At 71.7% G+C, this 20,718-nt stretch carries 16 protein-coding genes and 1 pseudogene; 2 read left to right on the top strand and 15 right to left on the bottom strand.

Going from position 1 to position 20,718, the window contains the following annotated elements:
* The 14 genes and pseudogenes from OG520_RS31470 to OG520_RS31405 all read right to left on the bottom strand — a co-directional run.
* Positions 1 to 777, bottom strand: a pseudogene (locus OG520_RS31470) (DNA polymerase beta superfamily protein); the annotation flags it as partial.
* A gap of 3 nt (positions 778 to 780) precedes the next feature.
* Positions 781 to 1,803, bottom strand: coding sequence for an ADP-ribosylglycohydrolase family protein (locus OG520_RS31465; protein ID WP_399336086.1), 1,023 nt, complete (start codon positions 1,801 to 1,803; stop codon positions 781 to 783).
* On the bottom strand, positions 1,800 to 2,534 hold the full coding sequence (locus OG520_RS31460) for an NUDIX domain-containing protein (RefSeq protein WP_266421288.1): 735 nt from the start codon (positions 2,532 to 2,534) through the stop codon (positions 1,800 to 1,802). The genes OG520_RS31465 and OG520_RS31460 overlap by 4 nt, the downstream gene beginning before the upstream one ends.
* Complete coding sequence (locus tag OG520_RS31455; RefSeq protein WP_406015384.1) at positions 2,531 to 3,610, bottom strand: AAA family ATPase; 1,080 nt, start codon at positions 3,608 to 3,610, stop codon at positions 2,531 to 2,533. Before OG520_RS31455 ends, OG520_RS31460 begins: the two co-directional genes overlap by 4 nt.
* Positions 3,607 to 4,260 (bottom strand): nicotinamide riboside transporter PnuC, encoded by a 654-nt coding sequence (gene pnuC, locus OG520_RS31450; RefSeq protein WP_406015383.1) that lies wholly within the window; start codon positions 4,258 to 4,260, stop codon positions 3,607 to 3,609. The genes OG520_RS31455 and pnuC overlap by 4 nt, the downstream gene beginning before the upstream one ends.
* A gap of 127 nt (positions 4,261 to 4,387) precedes the next feature.
* Positions 4,388 to 5,500 (bottom strand): pseudouridine synthase, encoded by a 1,113-nt coding sequence (locus OG520_RS31445; protein ID WP_406015382.1) that lies wholly within the window; start codon positions 5,498 to 5,500, stop codon positions 4,388 to 4,390.
* On the bottom strand, positions 5,500 to 6,147 hold the full coding sequence (gene scpB, locus OG520_RS31440; protein ID WP_266421280.1) for an SMC-Scp complex subunit ScpB: 648 nt from the start codon (positions 6,145 to 6,147) through the stop codon (positions 5,500 to 5,502). Before scpB ends, OG520_RS31445 begins: the two co-directional genes overlap by 1 nt.
* On the bottom strand, positions 6,144 to 7,175 hold the full coding sequence (locus OG520_RS31435; protein ID WP_406015381.1) for a segregation and condensation protein A: 1,032 nt from the start codon (positions 7,173 to 7,175) through the stop codon (positions 6,144 to 6,146). The genes scpB and OG520_RS31435 overlap by 4 nt, the downstream gene beginning before the upstream one ends.
* A gap of 108 nt (positions 7,176 to 7,283) precedes the next feature.
* Complete coding sequence (locus OG520_RS31430) at positions 7,284 to 7,904, bottom strand: hypothetical protein (protein WP_406016612.1); 621 nt, start codon at positions 7,902 to 7,904, stop codon at positions 7,284 to 7,286.
* Entirely contained in the window at positions 7,901 to 9,019 is a 1,119-nt protein-coding gene (locus OG520_RS31425) for a ParA family protein (RefSeq protein WP_266421275.1), read from the bottom strand. Before OG520_RS31425 ends, OG520_RS31430 begins: the two co-directional genes overlap by 4 nt.
* Before the next feature lie 369 nt (positions 9,020 to 9,388).
* Positions 9,389 to 10,504 carry an alanine dehydrogenase gene (gene ald, locus OG520_RS31420; RefSeq protein WP_389986224.1) on the bottom strand — a complete coding sequence of 372 codons (1,116 nt, stop codon included), beginning with the start codon at positions 10,502 to 10,504 and terminating at the stop codon, positions 9,389 to 9,391.
* 143 nt (positions 10,505 to 10,647) lie between these two features.
* A complete protein-coding gene (locus tag OG520_RS31415; RefSeq protein ID WP_406015380.1) occupies positions 10,648 to 12,711 on the bottom strand; it encodes a tetratricopeptide repeat protein in 2,064 nt (687 codons plus the stop codon).
* Positions 12,712 to 12,949: 238 nt separating this feature from the next.
* Entirely contained in the window at positions 12,950 to 13,576 is a 627-nt protein-coding gene (locus OG520_RS31410; RefSeq protein ID WP_406015379.1) for an NUDIX domain-containing protein, read from the bottom strand.
* Between the two features lie 89 nt (positions 13,577 to 13,665).
* Complete coding sequence (locus OG520_RS31405; protein ID WP_266421268.1) at positions 13,666 to 15,351, bottom strand: CTP synthase; 1,686 nt, start codon at positions 15,349 to 15,351, stop codon at positions 13,666 to 13,668.
* A 381-nt stretch (positions 15,352 to 15,732) separates the two neighbouring features.
* On the opposite strand from OG520_RS31405, the gene OG520_RS31400 reads away from it, so the two are divergent.
* The gene (locus OG520_RS31400; protein ID WP_406015378.1) at positions 15,733 to 17,559 is read left to right on the top strand and encodes a glycoside hydrolase family 15 protein; all 1,827 of its coding nucleotides are present in this window, start codon (positions 15,733 to 15,735) and stop codon (positions 17,557 to 17,559) included.
* A gap of 385 nt (positions 17,560 to 17,944) precedes the next feature.
* Here the strand turns inward: OG520_RS31400 and OG520_RS31395 are convergent, their stop codons facing one another.
* On the bottom strand, positions 17,945 to 18,805 hold the full coding sequence (locus OG520_RS31395; protein ID WP_406015377.1) for a sulfurtransferase: 861 nt from the start codon (positions 18,803 to 18,805) through the stop codon (positions 17,945 to 17,947).
* 264 nt (positions 18,806 to 19,069) lie between these two features.
* On the opposite strand from OG520_RS31395, the gene OG520_RS31390 reads away from it, so the two are divergent.
* Positions 19,070 to 20,695, top strand: a complete 1,626-nt coding sequence (locus OG520_RS31390; RefSeq protein ID WP_406015376.1) for a PucR family transcriptional regulator — start codon at positions 19,070 to 19,072, stop codon at positions 20,693 to 20,695.
* Positions 20,696 to 20,718 lie beyond the last annotated feature (23 nt).

Here is a 20,718-nt window from a genome sequence, read left to right as displayed (position 1 = left end):
GCCTGTCAACCGCGCCCGCACCACGAGGTCGTGCAGTTCCTCGAACCCGCCGGCCCTCTCGGGAAGCCCCGATTCCTCCTGGGCCCGGTCCAGCACCCCGTGCAGCGCCTCGACGTCCCGGGACACCGCCGCGCCGACCATGTCCCCCGCTCCCCCGTGCTCGGCCTCGGCCTTCGCCTCGATCAGCTCGGGCAGATACGCGGGCGCCGCCACCTCCCCGAGGAGGGTCGGCAGATGCGCCCGCACTTCGCCGCTGCGCATCAGGTGGATCCCGGTGAGCAGCGCCCGGAAGGTGTACAGCAGCGGCTTCAGTTCACCGGTTCTCTCGAAGAGCCGCCACTGGGTATTGGCGAATCCCCGGTAGTGGTGGGCATGGTTGCGGGTGAGCACGCCCGGCGCCAGGTCCACCAGTTCCGTGTGCGTCCCGCTCGTGTGCACGACCAGCGGCGAGAGCAGCTGCTCCAGCACATAGCCGTTCGGTTTCAGCATCAGCCGGACGAACTTCCGCAGGTCGTGCGTGACGAGGTCCATCTCGATCCCGTCCCGGTCCCACATCCGCGAGCGCGTCTCCTCGGGCTCGCGGAGTCCCACCAGGTCCTCCGCGGGCAGGAGATGGACCCCCCGAAGGTCCACATCCGAGTCCTGGGAGGGGAACCCGTACAGATGCGCCCCGGAGACCGTGGCGAACAGCAGCGGGTGGCGCTCCTCGGCGACGACCGGGCCGAGGTCCGTGACCGGCAGCCCGGCTTCCTGGAGGTGCTTGGTGTCCATGCGCATGGGTCAAGAATCCCAGAGCGCCCCCAGCGACAGCAGATCGCTGCGGTACTCGATCCGCTCCGACCACTCCTTGGGCCAGGCCCCGGCCCCCAAGTGCGCCCCGGCGAACGCGCCGGTCAGGCAGCCGAGGGAGTCGGAGTCGCCCCGGGTGCAGGCGGCGCGGCGGAGGGCGGTGACGGGCTCGTCGGGGAAGAGGAGGAAGCAGTGCAGGGCCGTGGCCAGGGCCTCCTCGGCGATCCACCCGTCACCGGTCAGCTCGCAGGGGTCGGTCTCCGGGGAGGGGTCGTGCAGCGCGTCCTGGACGCGGGCCAGGGCGCTGAGGCATTCGTCCCAGCCGCGCTGGATGTACAGCTCGGGCGAGGAATCGCCCGCGTACCGCCAGAGGTCGCCGAGCCAGCGCGTGAGGTACCGGCCGCTGTTCTCGTAGGCGTACGAACGCAACTGCCCGATCAGGCCCATCGGCTCCGCCCCCTGCGCCAGCAGGTACACCGCGCGGGCCGTCAGGTCGGACGCGGCGAGCGCGGTCGGGTGCCCGTGGGTGAGGGCCGCCTGCAACTGGGCGGCGCCGGAGCGCTGTTCGTCGCTCAGTCCGGGTACGAGGCCGATCGGCGCGACCCGCATGTTGGCACCGCAGCCCTTGGAGCCGGTCTGGCTGGCCTCCTGCCAGAGCCGGTCGCTGTCGAGCAGGCGGCAGGCGGTCATGCAGGTGCGGCCGGGGGCGCGGTTGTTGTCGGGCGAGTGGTACCAGTCGACGAACTCCTCGCGCACCGGGCGGACCAGCCGCAGCGGGGTGAGCAGCCCGCGGTCCATGGCGGTACGGATGCCCCGCCCCAGGGCCAGCGTCATCTGGGTGTCGTCGGTCACGATCGCCGGCTTCGGCAGCCGCATCAGGCGCCACGGCCCGCACTTGGCGAGGATCGACGGCACGTTGTTGAACTCGGTCGGGAAGCCCAGTGCGTCGCCGAGCGCGAGCCCGGTCAGCGCGCCGGTGGCGGCCTGCTTGGTGATGGTCCTGGTCACGATCACGTGCTTCTTCCTTCCGGTCTCAGCAATGGAGGGTGCAGGGCGGTAGCGGCACCCGCCCGGTAGAGCGCGGCCGGTTTCCCCCGTCCGCCGGTGCGGCGCGGCGATCCCTCCACGGCCTGGACGAAGCCGGGCGTGGTGAGGACCTTGCGCCGGAAGTTGGGCCGGTCCAGCTCGACGCCCCAGACCGTCTCGTACACCTGCTGGAGTTCTCCCAGGGTGAATTCGGGCGGGCAGAAGGCGGTGGCCAGACAGCTGTATTCGAGCTTGGCGCCGATCCGGTCGTGCGCGTCGGCGAGGATGCGGTCGTGGTCGAAGGCGAGCGGGCCGAGCGCTCCGGCGTCCCACCACTGGGCGCCGGCCGCGTCGCCGCCGCCGCGCGGCTCGGGCAGGTCGGGTACGAGCGCGGCGTACGCGACCGAGACGACCCGCATCCTGGGGTCGCGGTCCGGATCGCTGTAGGTGCGCAGCTGTTCCAGGTGAAGGGCGCCGACGGTGCCCTCCGTCAGCCCGGTCTCCTCGGCGAGCTCCCTGCGGGCGGCGGCCCCGGCGGACTCGCGGGGCAGGACGAAGCCGCCGGGCAGCGCCCAGTGCCCCTTGTACGGGTCCTCGCCCCGTTCGACGAGCAGGACGTGCAGCCGGCTGTCGCGGACCGTGAAGACGGCAAGGTCGACGGTGACGGCGAAGGGTTCGAAGGCGTACGGGTCGTAGCCCTCGGGGGCGCCGGTGCTCATCGGCGCTCCGGCAGGGGCGCGGCGAATTTCCAGCTGCCGGCGAGCAGCGTGTCGACGGCGGCGACCGCGGTGGCCAGGCGTTCCTGGTGGGTTCCGGTGAGCTCGATGAACTCCCTTCCGGTACGGGTGAGTTCGGCCCGGAAGCGGTCGGTCATCCAGGGCCGCAGCTCTTCGCCGTCGCGCAGTCCGTCGTCCTCGAAGGCGACGCCCTCGTGGTCGGTGAGCAGCCACAGGTGGTGGGCGACCCGGTCGGCGGTCTCCTCGACGAGCGGGTTGCGTCCGCCGATGTACCGCTCGTGCCAGACGGTGGTGGCGAAGGAGTCGGTGTCACAGAAGAGCACCGGCGACCCGAGGCGCGCGGCCGCCTCCTCCTTGGCGTTCTGGGCCTCGGCGATCAGCGGGAAGTCGTCGGTGGTGAAGGCGACGTCCTCCCACTGGGCGCCGGGCCTGCGGTCGCGCAGGGCGGCCAGTTTCTGTTCGCTGAACTCCCGCCCGTACTCGGCGACGTAACCGGTCCGCGCCCAGATGCCGCCGCGCCCGCGGTAGTGGTCGGTGAGGGCACGGGCCATCGTCGTGGTGCCGGTGGACTCCGCGCCGAGGACGACGACCCGGCGGGCGAGGGCGGCCCGTACGGGCGGCTCCAGGAAGTCCCAGCAGCCGACCGGGTCCTTGCGGACTGCGGTGCCGGAGACCGGGAAGACCGTGCGGTCGGGGTCGACGCAGACGGATTCGGCGCCGAACCGGCGGGCGAGTTCGTCCCCGTACGACTCCGAGGTGAAGACGGCGTCCACCGGCTCGGGCACGGCCCCGGTGAAGACGGCCATGTGCGCGTCCCAGATCACCGGGTCGTGGAGGTCCATGCAGATGTCGTCGACGGCGCCGACGACCCGTACGTCCGGGTGCACCTCCCGCATCCAGGCCACCCGGTCGGCGAGCGGTACGGACTCGACGGAGGCGGCGCAGACCAGGACGGTCAGCCGCTCGCAGCGGTCCCGCGCGGTGCGGACGAGATGGTGGTGGCCGGCGTGCGGCGGGTAGAACTTGCCGAGGACCAGCCCGTGCCCGAAGCGCTTCATGCCGCCACCTCCGCCAACTGCCGCCGCTGCCCGGCGAGATCACACTTCCAGTTGCGCAGGCCGATCAGGCAGAGCGTCAGGAAGCCGACGTACAGCAGCGAGGTCGGATAGAGCTCCTTGTACGCGTACAGCGGGATGTACACCACATCGGCGGCGATCCAGAGCCACCACGACTCGACGAGCTTGCGGCACTGTCCGTACGTCGCCGTCAGGGACAGCGCGGTCGTCAGGGCGTCCCAGAAGGGCACGGTCGAGTCGGTGGCGTGGTCGAGCAGGACGGTGAGGGCGACGGTCCCCGCCGCCCCCGCCGCGAGCAGCCAGGTCCATTCGGTGCGCGTGGTGCGCCGCACCGGCAGGTCCGGTGAGCCCGGTCCACCCCCGTGGGTCCAGGTCCACCAGCCGTACGCGGCAAGGGCGACGAAAACGATCTGGAGGCCGGCGTCGGCGTACAGACCGGACTGGGTGAACAGCAGGATGAAGAAGAGGTTGTTGGCGATGCCGATCGGCCAGTTGGCGAGGTGCTGGCGGGCCACGAGCCATACGCACAGCGCCCCGCTGCCGAAGCCGAGCACCTCGGTCCAGCTGACCGGGGTGTCGAGCACCGTCACCAGGGGTTGTTGCAGTGGATCGAGGAAATCCGCGAGACTCACGCCCGCCTCCTTAATAGTCACTCTGACTATAAAGGTGGAACGGGCACGAAGAAAGACCCGCGGCCGGTTCCTGTTCGAAAATCGAGAACAGGAACCGGCCGCGGGCCGTGGAGCGGACGGAGGAGGGTTACAGACCGACCTCGCGCATCAGCATGCCCACCTCGGTGTTGGTGAGGCGGCGCAGCCAGCCGGACTTCTGGTCGCCCAGCGGGATCGGCCCGAAGGACGTCCGTACGAGCCGCTCGACCGGGAAGCCGGCCTCGGCCAGCATCCGGCGGACGATGTGCTTGCGGCCCTCGTGGAGGGTCACCTCGACCAGGTAGTTCTTGCCGGTGTTCTCGACGACCCGGAAGTGGTCGGCGCGGGCATACCCGTCCTCCAGCTGGATGCCGTCCTTGAGCCGCTTGCCCAGGTCGCGCGGGAGCGGTCCCTGGATGGCGGCCAGGTAGGTCTTCTTCACGCCGTACTTGGGGTGGGTCAGGCGGTGGGCCAGCTCGCCGTGGTTGGTGAGCATGATGATGCCCTCGGTCTCGGTGTCCAGCCGGCCGACGTGGAAGAGCCGCGTCTCACGGTTGGTGACGTAGTCGCCGAGGCACTGGCGGCCGTCCGGGTCCTCCATCGAGGAGACGACACCGGCGGGCTTGTTCAGCGCGAAGAAGAGGTAGGACTGGGCGGCGACGGTCAGACCGTCGACCTTGATCTCGTCCCTGTTCACATCGACGCGCATGCCCTGCTCGACGACGATCTCGCCGTTGACCTCGACGCGGGCCTGCTCGATCAGCTCCTCGCACGCCCGGCGCGAGCCCATGCCGGCGCGGGCGAGGACCTTCTGCAGCCGCTCGCCCTCCTGCTCGGCGCCCGGGTGGGTCTTGGGCGTCCTGATGTCGGCCTTGCCGGCGTACCTGTCCCGGTTGCGCTGCTCGATCTTGGCGTCGAGCTCACGCGGACGGGACGGGGCGCCCTGGCGACGCGGACCACCGCTCCTGGCGCTGCCCGCCTGCGCGGGCTTCGGGCCGCCCTTGGCGCCGCCGCGGGCCGCCGCGCCGCGTCCCTTGCGGGGGCCTTCGCCGCTCTTCTCCCCGGTGCCGCCCACGTCGTAGCGGCGCTCCTCGGGCCGGGGCCGGCGGGGACGCTGCTCCTGCTTGCCGTCGCGCCCGGCGCCGGCACCGCGAGGATTCCGGCTGCCGCCGCTCTTTCCGCCGCCGCTGCCGCTTCCGCTGTTCCTGCCACTGCTTCGCATCAAAATTCCGTCTTGTCGTCTGCGTGAGTATCCGGGGTGTCCGGTGCGTCCGGATCGAACGACGGCACACCCTCTAGCGTCTCAGCCTCGATCGCGTCCGCCTCGGGGAGGAAGGGCGCGAGCTCCGGGAGCTCATCCAGGCCACGCAGGCCCATCCGCTCCAGAAAGTAGTTCGTCGTCCTGTACAGGATCGCACCTGTTTCGGGTTCCGCGCCCGCTTCCCCCACCAGACCCCGCTGGAGCAGGGTCCGCATCACCCCGTCACAGTTCACGCCGCGGACCGCGGAGACCCTGGAACGGCTGACCGGCTGGCGGTACGCGACCACCGCGAGGGTCTCCAGCGCCGCCTGGGTCAGACGGGCCTGCTGGCCGTCCAGGACGAAGCTCTCGACGGCCGCCGCGTACTCGGGACGGGTGTAGAAGCGCCAGCCGCCCGCCACCAGCCGCAGCTCGAAGCCGCGGCGCTGCACGGTGTACTCGTCGGCCAGCGCGCGCAACGCGTCGGCGACGGCCCTGCGGGGCCGCTCCAGCACCTTGGCGAGGTGCTCCTCGGTGGCGGGCTCGTCGACGACCATGAGGACGGCTTCCAACGCGGGCCCGAGATCGAGATCCGCGACGGTGGAGCCGGTGGTCTCCTGCTGACTCATGCCTTCCCATCCTCCTGGACGTCCTGCGTCCCGGCGTCGAACTCGTCCGTGACGACGGGCCCGGCGCCCTCGCCCCCGGCCCAGCGCACCAGGAGCTCCCCGAGCGCCTCGTCCTGGTCGAGCGCCACGGCCTTCTCCCGGTACAGCTCCAGCAGCGCGAGGAACCGGGCGACGACGGTGAGGGTGTCCGGGGCGTCCTCGGTGAGCGCCCGGAAGCTGGCCTCCCCCGCCTCCCGCAGCCGTGCCACCACGATCTCGGCCTGTTCCCGCACGCTGACCAGCGGCGCGTGGATGTGGTCGACGTACACCTGCGGCTCGGCCTTCGGCTGCATCGCCTTCACGGCCAGCGCGGCGAACCCCTCCGCCCCGATGCTGATCACGACCTCGGGCAGCAGCTCGGCGTGGTGCGGCTCCAGCCCCACCGTCCGCGGGAACCGCCGACCCTCCGAAGCCAGCCGGTCACTGAGGATCTCCGCGATGCGTTTGTACGCGCGGTACTGGAGCAGCCGGGCGAAGAGCAGGTCCCGCGCTTCGAGCAGCGCCAGGTCCGCCTCGTCCTCCACCTCGGCGGCGGGCAGCAGCCGGGCCGCCTTCAGGTCGAGCAGCGTCGCGGCGACGACGAGGAACTCGGTGGTCTGATCCAGGTCCCAGTCCGGTCCCATGGCCCGGATGTGCGCCATGAACTCGTCGGTGACCTTCGACAGCGCGACTTCGGTCACATCCAGCTTGTGCTTGGCGATGAGCTGGAGGAGCAGGTCGAACGGCCCCTCGAAGTTCGCCAGCCGGACGGTGAACCGCCCGTCGCCGGGCCCCGGAAGCCCGGCGGGCCCTGGAGGCTCCGGCGCCGCGGGTGCCTCGGTCGCCGCGGGTGCCTCGGTCGCCTCCCCGTCCCCGTCCCCGGGCAGCGGGGAGGCGGGGGCCTCCGGGGCGGCGCGCCCGGCGTCCACCGGCTCCGGCGCGGCCCGGCCGCCCGGACCGCGCCCCAGGGGGCGGCGGGGGGTGCGGGCGGGCTCGTCGGTCGTCGGCATGAAGGTCCAGGGGCAGCGGGATACGGGCGGCGGGCCGTGGCCCGTACGGGAGGGCCGGACCGCTCGTCCGGCGGTCGCCCACCGGGCAGGCTACCGGCGCCCCACCCGTCAGCGGCCGCGCAACCGCCGTACGAGGATGCTCGCGTCGCCCCGCGACTCCAGATCCGCCAGCACCACCGCGACCGCCTCACGGACGATCCGCCCGCGGTCGACCGCGAGCCCGTGCTCCCCGCGCAGCACGAGGCGGGCGTGTTCGAGGTCCATCAGTTCCTCGGCGGAGACGTAGACGGTGATCTTCTCGTCGTGACGCTCGCGGCCGCTGGGCCGCCGGTTCGCCCCGCGCCCGCCTCCGCGCCTGCGCTGCTGCTGAACGGCAGGGGCGGGGACCGCCTCCTGCGTGGACGGCGACGCGGACGAGGGCGCGGCCGTCGGCGCGGGCTGCTGGGGCCTCCGCCCTGCCTGCGCGGCCACCGCGACCCGGTCGCCGTCGCCGCGGCTGCGTGACTCCCCCGCGTCGGCGTCGGCCGCGGAGTGCTCCTCGCGCGAGGCGCCGTCGGTGGCCTGTGCCGCGTCCGTCCCGGCTCCGTCCGCCCCGGAATCGCTCTCACCGGCCGGGCCGGGCACCCGGGCCTCGCCGTTCGCCTTGCGCCGCCGGTCGGCGGGGGAAGAGGCCTGGAGCCCCATTCCTCCGGTGGTACGGAACAGTTCGTCGGCCCCGGGCAGACTCACTCGGCGTGACACCGGGCGAGCACCTCCCTGGCGAGCTGGCGATAGGCGGCGGCACCGACCGAGTTGGAGGCGTAGGTGGTGATGGGTTCACCGGCGACCGTGGTCTCCGGGAAGCGCACGGTGCGCCCGATGACCGTGTGGTAGACGTGATCGTCGAATGCCTCGACGACGCGCGCGAGGACCTCACGGCTGTGCACCGTACGGGAGTCGTACATGGTGGCGAGGATGCCGTCGAGCTCCAGATCGGGGTTGAGGCGCTCCTGGACCTTCTCGATGGTCTCGGTGAGCAGGGCCACACCACGCAGCGCGAAGAACTCGCACTCGAGCGGCACTATGACCTTGTGGGCCGCCGTGAGGGCGTTCACGGTGAGCAGGCCCAGCGACGGCTGACAGTCGATCACGATGTAGTCGTAGTCGGCCATCAGCGGCTTCAGGGCGCGCTGCAGCGTGGACTCCCGGGCCACCTCGCTCACCAGCTGCACCTCGGCAGCCGACAGGTCGATATTGCTGGGCAGCAGGTCCATGTTCGGGACCGCGGTCTTCAGCAGGACCTCGTCGGCCGACATGCCCCGCTCCATGAGCAGGTTGTAGACCGTGAGGTCGAGCTCCATCGGGTTGACGCCGAGCCCGACCGACAGGGCTCCCTGCGGGTCGAAGTCGACGAGCAGGACGCGTCGCCCGTACTCCGCGAGCGCGGCACCCAGGTTGATGGTCGACGTGGTCTTGCCGACGCCGCCCTTCTGGTTGCACATCGCGATGATCTTCGCGGGACCGTGATCGGTCAGCGGGCCCGGGATCGGGAAGTACGGCAGGGGCCGACCGGTCGGGCCGATCCGCTCACGGCGCTGGCGGGCCGCGTCGGGCGCGAGGGTGGCCGCGTACTCCGGATCGGGTTCGTACTCGGCGTCGGGGTCGTAGAAGTGCCCCTGGGGCACCTCGTCGAAGTCGGCGAAGTGGGCGGTCTCCCGGCCACTCTCGTTGCCGGCCATGGCGTTCACGTGTAGGCCGTCCATCATCTGGGGGGCTGTCGTCATGTGCTGTTGGGTGGCGAAGGTGCGGACAGCGACGGAGCCGACAGCCGCCAGCCCGTTCGGGCCCTGGCCCCGTGCAGGCATCCCTGGATGAACACCCCCGGGAGTAAATGTCGACTCATTCACAAGTCGTCTTACCTCCTTGGACGTGACCAGGAAACTTATCGATAGGTCAGCGTGGCACCATGCCGACGATTGGCGACTCTATGGCGTGTCACCGCTCCGCAGCAACACAATCCGCCGGACCCGGCCCGATGTGTCGGCAATCGAACACCTCCCTGTCAAGGGTGCGCAGCCACCGGGGTGCGCTTTTAACAGGTGTACGAATCGGTTGAAGAGTTACGTTCGAGACGAGTTGAACCGGAGCCCCGCAGGGACCCGACATGCCTCCGGCCGGACCTTGCTCGGCAAGGTCCGGCCGGACGCGTGAGGTTGACGGAAGCGGTTGACCCGTCAGCCGAGGAGCGAGCTCAGCTCGACACGCTCAAGGCCGTGCGCTTCGGCCACCTCGCGGTAAACAACCTGCCCGTCATGGGTGTTGAGGCCCTTGGCGAGCGCGGCGTCACGGCGCAGCGCCTCGACCCAGCCGCGGTTGGCGAGCTCCAGGATGTACGGGAGCGTGGCGTTGGTGAGGGCGTACGTGGAGGTGTTCGGCACCGCGCCCGGCATGTTCGCGACGCAGTAGAAGACCGAGTTGTGGACCATGAAGGTCGGCTCGGCGTGCGTCGTCGGGTGCGAGTCCTCGAAGCAACCGCCCTGGTCGATTGCAATGTCGACAAGTACACTTCCGGGCTTCATCTTGGCGACGAGCTCGTTGGTGACCAGCTTCGGCGCCTTCGCGCCGGGGATCAGCACGGCGCCCACGACGAGGTCGGCCTCGATGACGGCCTTCTCCAGCTCGAAGGCGTTGGAGACGACGGTCTTCACCTTGGTGCCGAAGACCTTGTCGGCCTCGCGGAGCTTGTTGATGTCCTTGTCGAGCAGCGTGACGTGGAAGCCGAGACCGACGGCGATCTGCGTGGCGTTCCAGCCGGAGACACCGCCGCCGATGACGACGGCCTCGGCGGGCGCCGTGCCCGGGACGCCGCCCGGCAGCACGCCGCGGCCACCGACCGAGCGCATCAGGTGGTAGGCGCCGACCTGCGGGGCCAGCCGGCCCGCGACCTCGGACATCGGGGCGAGCAGCGGGAGCGCGCGGTTCGCGGTCTCGACCGTCTCGTAGGCGATGGCCGTGGTGCCCGACTCGATCAGCGCGTCGGTGCACTCGCGGGAGGCGGCGAGGTGCAGGTAGGTGAAGAGCGTCTGGTCCTTGCGGAGGCGGTGGTACTCCTCGGCGACCGGCTCCTTGACCTTGAGCAGGAGATCGGCGGTGGCCCAGACCTCGTCGGCGGTGGGGAGGATCTGCGCCCCGGCGGCGACGTACTCCTCGTCCGTGATGGAGGAGCCGGCACCGGCGCTCTCCTCGACGACGACCTGGTGGCCGTGGCGGACGAGCTCGTGCACGCCGGCAGGCGTGATCGCCACGCGGAACTCGTTGTTCTTGACTTCGCGGGGGATGCCGACCTTCACGTCGATCACGGTCCTTGGCTCAGAGGGTTACCCGGGCATAGCTATACATACCCGGATAGACGCTACGTAAATGGAGACACCGCGAACACACGCGGCAGAGCCAGTCTAATGAAGGGTTTCGTGCTGTCTAGCCTTACAAAGCATTAATTTTCAGTCGCTGCACCACGGATTTCGCAGGCCGTACCCTCTTGGTCCAGCAATCTGTCGGCCAGACCCCGGTGCAGCCCGGCCGCGGCCGGGTCGCCGAGCCTGTCGAACGTGTCGGCCAACCGGAGCTCCAGCGCCGCCTGCAGGCGTACGTCCCCGGCCCGCCTGGCCCACTCGACGGCCTCCTGGCAGGTGTGCAGGGACTCGTGCGGCCGGCCCGCGTACTCCTGCACCCGCGCCGCCTCGCTGAGCGCCCGCGCCTGGGCCGGCACGTCGCCGAGCCTGCGGTACCCGGCCGCCGCGGCGCGCCAGTTGCGCAGCGCCTCGCCGTACCGCCCGGCATAGGTGTGGACGGCGCCGAGCCGCCCGTACAGCCGCGCCTCGTCGGCCCGCTCCCCCTGGGTGAGGCGCTGCGCCAGCGCCCGGCCGTACCAGTCGGAGGCCCGCTGGAAGTCCCCCAGCTCGGCATAGGCGCCACCTACGGATTCCATCGCGCGACCGGTGGCGTACGGGTCCTTCGCGGCCCGTCCGGCATCCAGCGCGGCCCGGTAGCGGGCCAGCGCCTCCCGGGTGCGGCCGGTCCTGGCGTCGAGGTCGGCGAGGTTGAGCAGCGCGGCGGCCCGCTCGCGCGGCAGCTCCCGCCGCTCGGCGACGGCCAGCACCAGACCGTGCAGTCCGTACAGCTCGGGTGCGGCGGCCTCGGTGCCGCGGTGCACGGCCAGCGCCCGCACCAGAGCGGCCACCAACCGCCTTGCCAGGGTGTCGAGTTCACCGTCCTCGACGGCGATCCGGGCCGAGGCCAGCAGGGCGGGCCGACGGATCCGCAGCCATTCGGCGGCCTCCTCGGGGTTGGGGAAGCGCAGCGACCGCGGCAGCCCGGCGAGCTTGCGGCGGGCCGGGGAACCCTCGGGTTCGGTGACCGCCCGGCAGGACTGCAGCAGCCGTACGGTCCGCTCCAGCATCCGGGCCCTGGCGAGCTGGATCTCCGTCGGCCGGTCCCTGGCCTCCAGCAACGCCCGCAGCAGCGGCGCGAGACAGCCGGGCACCTCGTACTGCGGCTGATCCGCCCCATTGGTGTGCAGCAGCCCCAGGGCGACGAAGTCGTCGAGGGTCGTCTGGGCGGCCGAGACGGAGCAGCCGGCCAGCGCGGACGCGGTGTGGGCGTCGGCGAGTCCGGCAGGAGCGAGGGCGAGCAGCCGCAGTATCCGGGCGGCCGTCGGCGGCAGCGAGTCGTGGGCCAGCCGGAAGGCGCGGGCCAGCGGGCGGGAGCCGGTGGACTGCTCCGTGTCGTCCGGCAGCTCCCGCAGCTGCTTGGTGACATCGGCGACCGACGCCATGGGGCGGGCGGCGAGCCAGCCCCCGACCATGACCAGGGCGCCCGGCAGCCCACCGCACTCCTCGGCCAGGGTCTCGGCGGTCCGCGGATCGACGGTGATCCTGACCTCGCCGATGATGCGGGCGAGCAGCCGCACGGCGGAGCCCGCGTCCAGGCCGCCGATGGTGCAGGGGCGGACACCCGGGATACCGGTCAGAGGGCCCCCGGAAGTGGCGACGACCAGGCAGTCCGGGTTGTCCGGCAGCAGGGGGTCGACCTGTTCCGCGTCCGCCGCTTCGTCGAGGAGCAGCAGGGCACGGCGTCCGGCGAGCTCCGTGCGGACCATCTCGGAGAGTTCGTCCCCGTCCGCGCCGGGCGGGCCGGTCACACCCAGCTGGTCGAGCAGCTCGCGGGCGGTGCGCTCGGTGGGCACCGGCGCGCCGCCGGGATCGGTGAGCCGGGCGCGGAGCAGCCCGTCGGGGTGGTCGTCGGCGGCGAGCAGCCTGCGGGTGAGTTCACCGGCGAGCGCGGTGCGTCCGGAGCCGGGCCGTCCGGCGATCAGCAGGACCCGGGCGCGGGCGGCCTTGCGACCGGCCAGGGTGTCGAGGCCGGCTCTCTCGATATCGGCCCGCAGTGCCTTCAACTCGCGGTCGCGGCCGAAGAATTGGGGTGGGGCGGCGCCGGACGGCTCCTCGGTTCCCGCTGCCTTGGCCGGGCCGCTGGTGTCCACCGCCTGATCCGTCACGGGCCACGCTCCACTTCGCTGCACGCGTCGCCCGCCGGGACTCCGGTCAGGGCGTTCCGAGCGTAGTTCAGGCGTGCGGACGATTTCCCTGGAGCACGGCGCAGAGGTCCCCCGATCGGATCAGCATCTTTTCCGATCGAAGGACCTCGGTGATCCGTTCAGCGGCCTCCGGCGCTCCGCCGGTGGCCTCCCACGGCCCCGGCGGAGCCGCCGGAGGCCGCTCCGTCCCTACGGCCCGTCAGACCTCGAACGGGCGGGCCGGCCACGGCGCCCCGGCCGGGCGCAGCGACTCGATCCCCTCACCGGCGAGGACCGCCGCGAGCGAGAGGACGCCCACCACGAGGCAGTTGTTGTGCAGCTCCCCCGCGAGCACGCCCCGCACCAGCTCCTGGAGCGGCACCCGGGCCAGCTCCATGTCGGCCTCCTCCTCGGAGACCTCGAACCGCTCCCCGTCGGCCTCGGAGAGATTCCGGGCCAGGAAGATCCGTACGGCTTCGTCGCAGCCGCCCGGCGTGGTGTAGACGTCGGTCAGCACCCGCCAGTCCTCGGCCTTGACGTACGCCTCCTCGTAGAGCTCGCGCTGGGCCGCGTGCAGCGGGTTCTCGCCGGGGACGTCGAGCAGTCCGGCCGGGATCTCCCAGAGCTTGTGGCGCACCGGGTGGCGGTACTGCCGCAGCACGACGACCCGGCCCTCGTCGTCGAGCGCGAGCACGGCGACCGAGCCCGGGTGGACCTGGTAGTCGCGGCGTACGACCGTGCCGTCCGGCATCACCACTTCGTCGGTGCGGACGCTGGTCTTGTTGCCGGTGAAGGGCGTCTCGGTCGCGGTGACCTGCCACTCCTCGGGCGTGTCCTGGAAACCCATCTACGTCCTCCCACGAAAAACAGAAACCGGGGTACGCATCCTCAGTGGATCCGTACCCCGGTCAACGTTAATGCCTGTGCGGCGCCGGACTACTTGCCCGACGTGGTGCCCTGCCCGTCACCGGCCGCGGCGCCCGTCTTGCGCTCGACGGCCGCCTTCACCAGGCCCGCGAAGAGCGGGTGCGGGCGGGTCGGGCGGGAGCGGAGCTCCGGGTGCGCCTGGGTGGCGACCAGGTAGGGGTGGATCTCGCGCGGGTACTCGACGTACTCGACGAGCTTGTTGTCCGGGGAGGTGCCGGAGAAGACCAGACCGGCCTTCTTCTCCAGCTCGGCCCGGTAGGCGTTGTTGACCTCGTAGCGGTGGCGGTGACGCTCCTCCACGTACGGCTGGCCGTCGTACGCCTCGCGGACCAGCGAGCCCTCGGCGAGCTTCGCCGGGTACAGGCCGAGCCGCATGGTGCCGCCGAGGTCGCCCGCGCCCTCGACGTACGCCAACTGCTCCTCCATCGTCGAGATGACGGGGTGCGAGGTGGCGGCGTCGAACTCGGTGGAGTTGGCGTCGGGGATCTCGGCGAGGTTGCGCGCGGCCTCGATCACGATGCACTGGAGGCCGAGGCACAGGCCGAGCAGCGGCACCTTGTTCTCGCGGGCGTACTGGATGGCGCCGATCTTGCCGTTGACACCGCGGTCACCGAAGCCACCGGGGACGCAGATCGCGTCGACGTCACCGAGCTGCTTCGCGGCACCCGAGGGGGTCTTGCAGTCGTCCGAGGCGACCCACTTGACCTTGACCCGGGCCTTGTTGGCGAAGCCGCCGGCCCGGATGGCCTCGGTGACCGAGAGGTAGGCGTCGGGCAGGTCGATGTACTTGCCGACGAGCGCGACGGTGATCTCGTGGTCGGGGTTGTGGACACGGTCCAGCAGGTCGTCCCACGTCGTCCAGTCGACGTCGCGGAACGGCAGGTCGAGCTTGCGCACGACGTAGGCGTCCAGGCCCTCGGTGTGCAGCACCTTCGGGATGTCGTAGATCGACTTGGCGTCCACGCAGGCCACCACGGCGGCCTCGTCGACGTCGCACATCAGCGAGATCTTGCGCTTGATGGCGGTCGGTACGTCGCGGTCGGCGCGCAGCACGATGGCGTCGGGCTGGATACCGATGTTGCGCAGCGCGGCGACGGAGTGCTGGGTCGGCTTGGTCTTGAGCTCGCCGGACGGGCCGATGTAGGGCAGCAGCGAGATGTGCACGACGAAGACGTTGTCCCGGCCGACCTCGTGGCGGACCTGACGGACGGTCTCCAGGAACGGCAGCGACTCGATGTCGCCGACCGTGCCGCCGACCTCGGTGATGACGACGTCGACGTCGTCGGTGGCCATGCGGCGGATGCGGTGCTTGATCTCGTTGGTGATGTGCGGGATGACCTGCACGGTGTCACCGAGGTACTCGCCGCGCCGCTCCTTGGCGATCACCTGCGAGTAGACCTGGCCGGTGGTGACGTTGGCGGAGCCGTCGAGGTCGACGTCGAGGAAGCGCTCGTAGTGGCCGATGTCCAGGTCGGTCTCGGCGCCGTCGTTGGTGACGAACACCTCACCGTGCTGGAACGGGTTCATCGTGCCCGGGTCGACGTTGAGGTACGGGTCGAGCTTCTGCATGGTGACCCGAAGGCCGCGCGCCTTGAGCAGGGCACCGAGGCTGGAGGCAGTCAGACCCTTGCCGAGGGAAGAGGCGACACCCCCGGTGACGAAGATGTGCTTGGTCGTCGTGGATGTGGGCTGCATAGCCAAAGGGGGCTCCCGTGGTCGCGATCGTGAGGTGCGTACCGGCGATTTCATCCGGAGACTCCGGAGGCGCCGTCGCTGCGGTTCGGGGGCCTCGTCTGCGGTTGCGGACGACCACCGGTCCACGGGCTACCAGGGTATCAGCGCCGAGGGGACCCTGCTTCCGGCCGTATCGGGACGCCCACCTCGCATGATCACCACGAGTGTCCGTACACACACCCGTTCGGGCCAGACCGGTTGTCAAGACCGTCGCGCGGATCATCGGAGTGCGTCGTATCCTGCTCGGACACTTGCCCCGGGCGAGGTGACGCGTTCGCAGGTTCCCCCACAACAACCCCTTGCGACGACCTCTTTACCCGCAGTAATGCCCTACGGGGCGACATGGCCGTTCGACTGGAGATGCACGTGGCCGGGCGCATCGAGGATTACGCACTCATCGGAGACATGCAGACCGCCGCCCTGGTCTGCCGGGACGGCACAGTGGACTGGCTGTGCCTTCCCCGCTTCGATTCGCACGCCGTCTTCGCGGGACTGCTGGGTACCGAGGAGCATGGCTTCTGGCGCCTGGGTCCGGCGCGGGCGGACGGGACGGAGCCGCCGTCCGCGGACCGCCGCCGCTACCGCGGGGACTCCCTCATCCTGGAATCGGAGTGGGACACACCACGCGGAACGGTCAGAGTGACCGATTTCATGCCGCCGCGTGACGGTGCGCCCCAGGTGATCCGGATCGTGGAAGGGATCAGCGGCCGGGTGCCGATGCGCTCGGAGCTGCGCATGCGGTTCAGCTACGGCCGGGTCACCCCGTGGGTGCACAAGGTCGACGGCCGCACGGTCGCCGTCGCCGGTCCGGACTCCGTCTGGCTGGACACCCCCGCCGACACGTACGGCGAGAACCTCACGACGTACTCCGACTTCACGGTGGCGCCGGGTGACCGGATCGCGTTCACGATCAGCTGGCAGCCCTCGCACCACGGCCCGCCGGCCCTGCCGGACCCGGAGGGTTCGCTGGACGCGACCGGGGACTTCTGGCGCGAATGGGTCGAGCAGTGCACATACCACGGGCCCTACCGCGAGGCCGTGGTCCGCTCCCTGATCACCCTCAAGGCCCTGACGTACGCGCCGACCGGCGGCATCGTCGCCGCGCCGACCACCTCCCTGCCGGAGGACATCGGCGGCTCCCGGAACTGGGACTACCGCTACACCTGGCTGCGCGACGCCGCGATCACGCTCTCCTCGCTGCTGCGCACCGGCTACCGCGAGGAGGCCCGCGCCTGGCGCGAGTGGCTGCTGCGGGCGGTCGCCGGCGACCCGGAGAACCTGCAGATCATGTACGGCATCGCGGGCGAGCGCGAGCTGGGCGAGGCCGAGCTGGACTGGCTGCCCGGCTACGAGAACTCCGGCCCCGTCCGGGTCGGAAACGGCGCGGCGGGCCAGCTCCAGCTGGATGTGTACGGCGAGGTCATCGAGGCACTGCACCTCGCCCACATGACCGGCCTGACCCGCAACGACTACGCCACGGGCCTCCAGCTCAAGCTGATCGAGTACCTGGAGAAGCACTGGGAGGAGCCGGACGAGGGCATCTGGGAGGTACGCGGGCCGCGCCGCCACTTCGTCCACTCGAAGGTGATGGCCTGGGTCGCCGTCGACCGCACCATCAAGCTCATCGAGTCCGGGGACGCGGAAGGGCCGCTGGAGCGGTTGCACGAGCTGCGCGACGACATCCACCGCGATGTCTGCGAGCGGGGCTACGACCCGGAACGCAACACCTTCACCCAGTCCTACGGTTCGAAGGAACTGGACGCCTCACTGCTGCTGATCCCGCAGATGGGCTTCCTGCCGCCGGACGACAAGCGCGTGATCGGCACGATCGAGGCGATCCAGCGCGAGCTGTCCACCGAGGACGGCTTCGTGCTGCGCTACCCCACCTCGGGCGAGGACGCGGGCGTCGACGGCCTGGAGGGCGACGAGGGCGCGTTCCTGGCCTGCTCGTTCTGGCTGGCGGACGACCTGGCGATGATCGGCCGGGTCGACGAGGCACGCCAGCTCTTCGAGCGGCTGCTGGCCCTGCGCAATGATCTGGGCCTGCTCGCGGAGGAGTGGGACTCCCGGTTGCAGCGCCAGGTGGGGAACTTCCCGCAGGCCTTCAGCCACGTGCCGCTGATCGACACGGCGCTGCGCCTCACGGCGAGCGGGGCGTACGTCGGCTGACAGGGAATCCGTGCCCCGCGACCGAGCAGGTCCCCTCCTCGCGCGCAGGACCGCCCCGGCCGCCACCCGAGTGGCGGCCGGGGTCCGGCCGGCGGCCGGCCGGACGACCGGTGCTCAGCCCGCGGTCCCGGATCTGATCAGCGGCACGTCCCGCGTGAGCTCCCGGAACCCGACGCCGTAGTACAAGTCCGCACGCCTGGGGATGCCCCGGCGCACCCAGGCAGGCGACCGTCGCATGAGTGGCCCCGGCCGCCCGCGCCCGACGCATCCCGTGCAGAAGCATCGCCCGCCATGGTGTGCCACTGTGTCAGCGCACCGCGAAGCCGTCGAACCGCTTTCCGGGCCGGACAGCCATGCCCCCGGTCACGCCGGCCGGCTGCGGGACCTACGCCCCGGTCACGACGGGCAGCTCCGACGGCAGTCCCCACTCGCTCCAGGACCCGTCGTACACGGCCTGTCCGCGGTACCCCGCCAGCTCGGCCCCCAGCGCCAGGACACACGCGGTGACACCCGATCCGCAGCTGAGGACCAGTCGCCCGCGCTCGCCCGCGAGGGCGGCGAACACGGCGCGCAGCTCATCCACCGGACGCATCCGCCCGTCGCGCTGGATCTCGCCGAAGGGCAGGTTGACCGCCCCCGGCATATGTCCGCCGCGCAGCCCCGGCCGGGGCTCGGCGACGGCACCGGTGAACCGGTCCAGGGCACGGGCGTCGAGGACCGCCGCGGCGGGGTCGGCCAGGGCCGCCGCCACCTCCTCGCTGCCGACGAACATCCCCGCGCGCGGCCGAGCGGTGAAGTCACCGGGTGTCGCGGCGGGCGCGGGCCGGGTGTTCTCCAGCGGCAGCCCGGCGCCGGCCCAGGCGGGCAGGCCGCCGTCGAGCACCGCGACCCGGCCGAAGCCCATCGCCCGCAGCATCCACCAGGCCCGCGCGCTGGAGTAGATGCCCGCGCCGTCGTACACGACGACGGTGTCGGAGTCGTTCACGCCGAGGGAGCGCAGCTCCTCGGTGAACCGGCCGGCGTCGGGCATCGTGTGCGGCAGCGGTCCGGAGTGGTCGGACAGCGCCCCGTCGATGTCGAAGGCCCGCGCTCCGGGGATCCGCCGCTCGATACCCCGGTGCGCGCCGACCGAGGCGTCGAGGACCGACAGTCCCGGCCGGCCCAGCCGCCGCGCCAGCCAGTCGGCCCCGACCAGCGGGCCGGGAGGCTCCTGACTGCTTGCGTACGTCGGTACGTCGTCGCCCACGGCTGCTCCTGGTCCGGGTCCGGATGTGAGGGCCACTCGGCCCCGACCGCGTGGCGTCCACAAGATCGCAGCGGCGCTCGTCCCGTGTCAACAGCCGTTCGACGGTCCCCGGACCGTCGAACGGCCCTGACCGGCGCCGCCTCCCCCGAGTGCGGGCTTCCCCCCTCCGGCTCCCCCGACGACGCCTCGGGCGCCCGGGGCCGGTACCTTCCTGAATCAGGGCGATCGCCCGTCCGACCCGAGCGAAGCGCGAGGCCAGAGCCAGTGGAGACCCAAGGCGGAATCACCGTGCAGCGAGCCCTGGAGCTGCCGGGGCTGCGCGGCGGGCTCCCGGAGGTGGTGGCCGGCGCGGACCGGCTGAACCGTACGGTGCGGTGGGTGCACGCGGGCGAGGTCCCCAACATCGCCTCGCTGCTCAAGGGCGGTGAACTGCTGCTCACCACCGGGCTCGGGCTCGGCACCCGACCCGCCGAGCAGCGCGCCTTCGTCCGCAGGCTCGCCGACCGCCAGATCGCCGCCCTGGTGGTGGAGCTCGGCCCGCGCTTCAGCAGGCTGCCGGCGTCGATAGTGGACGCCGCCCGCACCGCGGGTCTGCCACTGGTGCAGCTGCACCGCGAGGTGCCGTTCGTGACGGTGACCGAGGAGATCCACACCGAGATCGTCAACGGTCACTACGCGCTGCTGCGGCAGGCCGAGGACGTGCACCGACGCTGCACGGAGGCGCTCCTCGGCGGCGGCGGGGTGCCCCAGGTGCTCGGCATCCTGGCGGACTTCACGGCCAACCCGGTCTTCCTGGAGACGGCGGACGGCCAGCTGCTGTACGCGGCGGGCCCCGGGTCCGGCCCGGTCTCCGCCGATCCGCTCCAGGTGTGGGACGGGATGCGCGGCGGCCGGGCGGCCCGTGAGACGCCGCCCACCGGTTCGGTGCTGGTGGATGTGCCGGGCGGCGGACCCGGCACCGGTTCGATACGGGCCAGGCTGGTGCTGCTGGCCGTGTCCGGGCCGCTGGTGACCGTGCACCGGATGGCGGCGGAGCGGGCGGCGGGGATTCTCGCGGTCGTGCTGATGCAGGCCCGCCAGGAGGAGGAGCTCGCGGCCCGTGGCCGGGGCGACTTCCTGACCGATCTCGCCGAGGGCCGGATCGCGCCGGAGGACGCGCCCGCGCAGGCCCGCGTGCTGGGCTTCAAGCCGGCCGACATGCCGCTGCTGCCGGTCGTGATGCGGCTGGCCCCCGAGCTTTCGGTGTCCGGGAACTGGGCGTTGCTGGCGCGCGCGGTGCTGGAGGAGCTCTCGTCGGTGGGTGTGCCGGTGCTGCTGGGCGTGCGGCCCGTGGAGGGCCGGGTACCGGTGCTCCTCGGACTGCGGTCCGAGACGGAGCGCACGGCGGTCGCGGACCGGGTCGCGGCGGCGCTGCGGGCCGGTGTGGAGCGGGCCGGGCTGGAGCGGGCCGGATCGCATCCGCCGGTCGTGGTGGTGGGCGTGGCGGGCGGCTGGGCGACGGCCGGCGCGGGGCTGCGGCACGCCGCCGAGACGGCGACGGCGGCGCACGGTCTCAGCGACCGCCCCTGGTACGACGCCCGGCGCCTCGACATCGACCTGCTGCTGTGGCGGCTGCGGGACCACCCGGACCTGGCGGCGTTCGTGGACCGGGCGATCGGCCCGCTGCGCGATCACGACCGCACCTCGCGCCCGGTGCTGCTGCCGACGCTGGAGACGTATCTGGCCCACGCGGGCCGCAAGGCGGAGACGGCACGGGAGCTGCATCTGAACCGTCAGACGCTGTACAACCGGCTGGCCCGGATCGGCGAACTGCTCGGCACCGACCTGGACGACCCCCAGGCGGTGCTGGCGCTGAGCCTGGCCCTCCGGGCCCGCCGCCACACCTCTTAGACCGACCGGCAATTGGGAGGCGG

Origin of the sequence: Streptomyces sp. NBC_00984, assembly GCF_045162475.1 — a bacterium.
Classification (GTDB): Bacteria; Actinomycetota; Actinomycetes; order Streptomycetales; family Streptomycetaceae; genus Streptomyces.
The sequence above is the reverse complement of the archived record's forward strand: the minus strand, read 5'-3'. Positions and strand labels throughout refer to the sequence as shown.

Bases quoted from the DNA above. Each gene is read 5' to 3' on its own strand.
- OG520_RS31460 (WP_266421288.1), bottom strand. From the start codon at position 2,534: ATGAGCACCGGCGCCCCCGAGGGCTACGACCCGTACGCCTTCGAACCC.
- OG520_RS31455 (WP_406015384.1), bottom strand. From the start codon at position 3,610: ATGAAGCGCTTCGGGCACGGGCTGGTCCTCGGCAAGTTCTACCCGCCG.
- OG520_RS31445 (WP_406015382.1), bottom strand. From the start codon at position 5,500: ATGCGAAGCAGTGGCAGGAACAGCGGAAGCGGCAGCGGCGGCGGAAAG.
- scpB (WP_266421280.1), bottom strand. From the start codon at position 6,147: ATGAGTCAGCAGGAGACCACCGGCTCCACCGTCGCGGATCTCGATCTC.
- OG520_RS31435 (WP_406015381.1), bottom strand. From the start codon at position 7,175: ATGCCGACGACCGACGAGCCCGCCCGCACCCCCCGCCGCCCCCTGGGG.
- OG520_RS31425 (WP_266421275.1), bottom strand. From the start codon at position 9,019: ATGCCTGCACGGGGCCAGGGCCCGAACGGGCTGGCGGCTGTCGGCTCC.
- OG520_RS31410 (WP_406015379.1), bottom strand. From the start codon at position 13,576: ATGGGTTTCCAGGACACGCCCGAGGAGTGGCAGGTCACCGCGACCGAG.
- OG520_RS31405 (WP_266421268.1), bottom strand. From the start codon at position 15,351: ATGCAGCCCACATCCACGACGACCAAGCACATCTTCGTCACCGGGGGT.
- OG520_RS31400 (WP_406015378.1), top strand. From the start codon at position 15,733: ATGGCCGTTCGACTGGAGATGCACGTGGCCGGGCGCATCGAGGATTAC.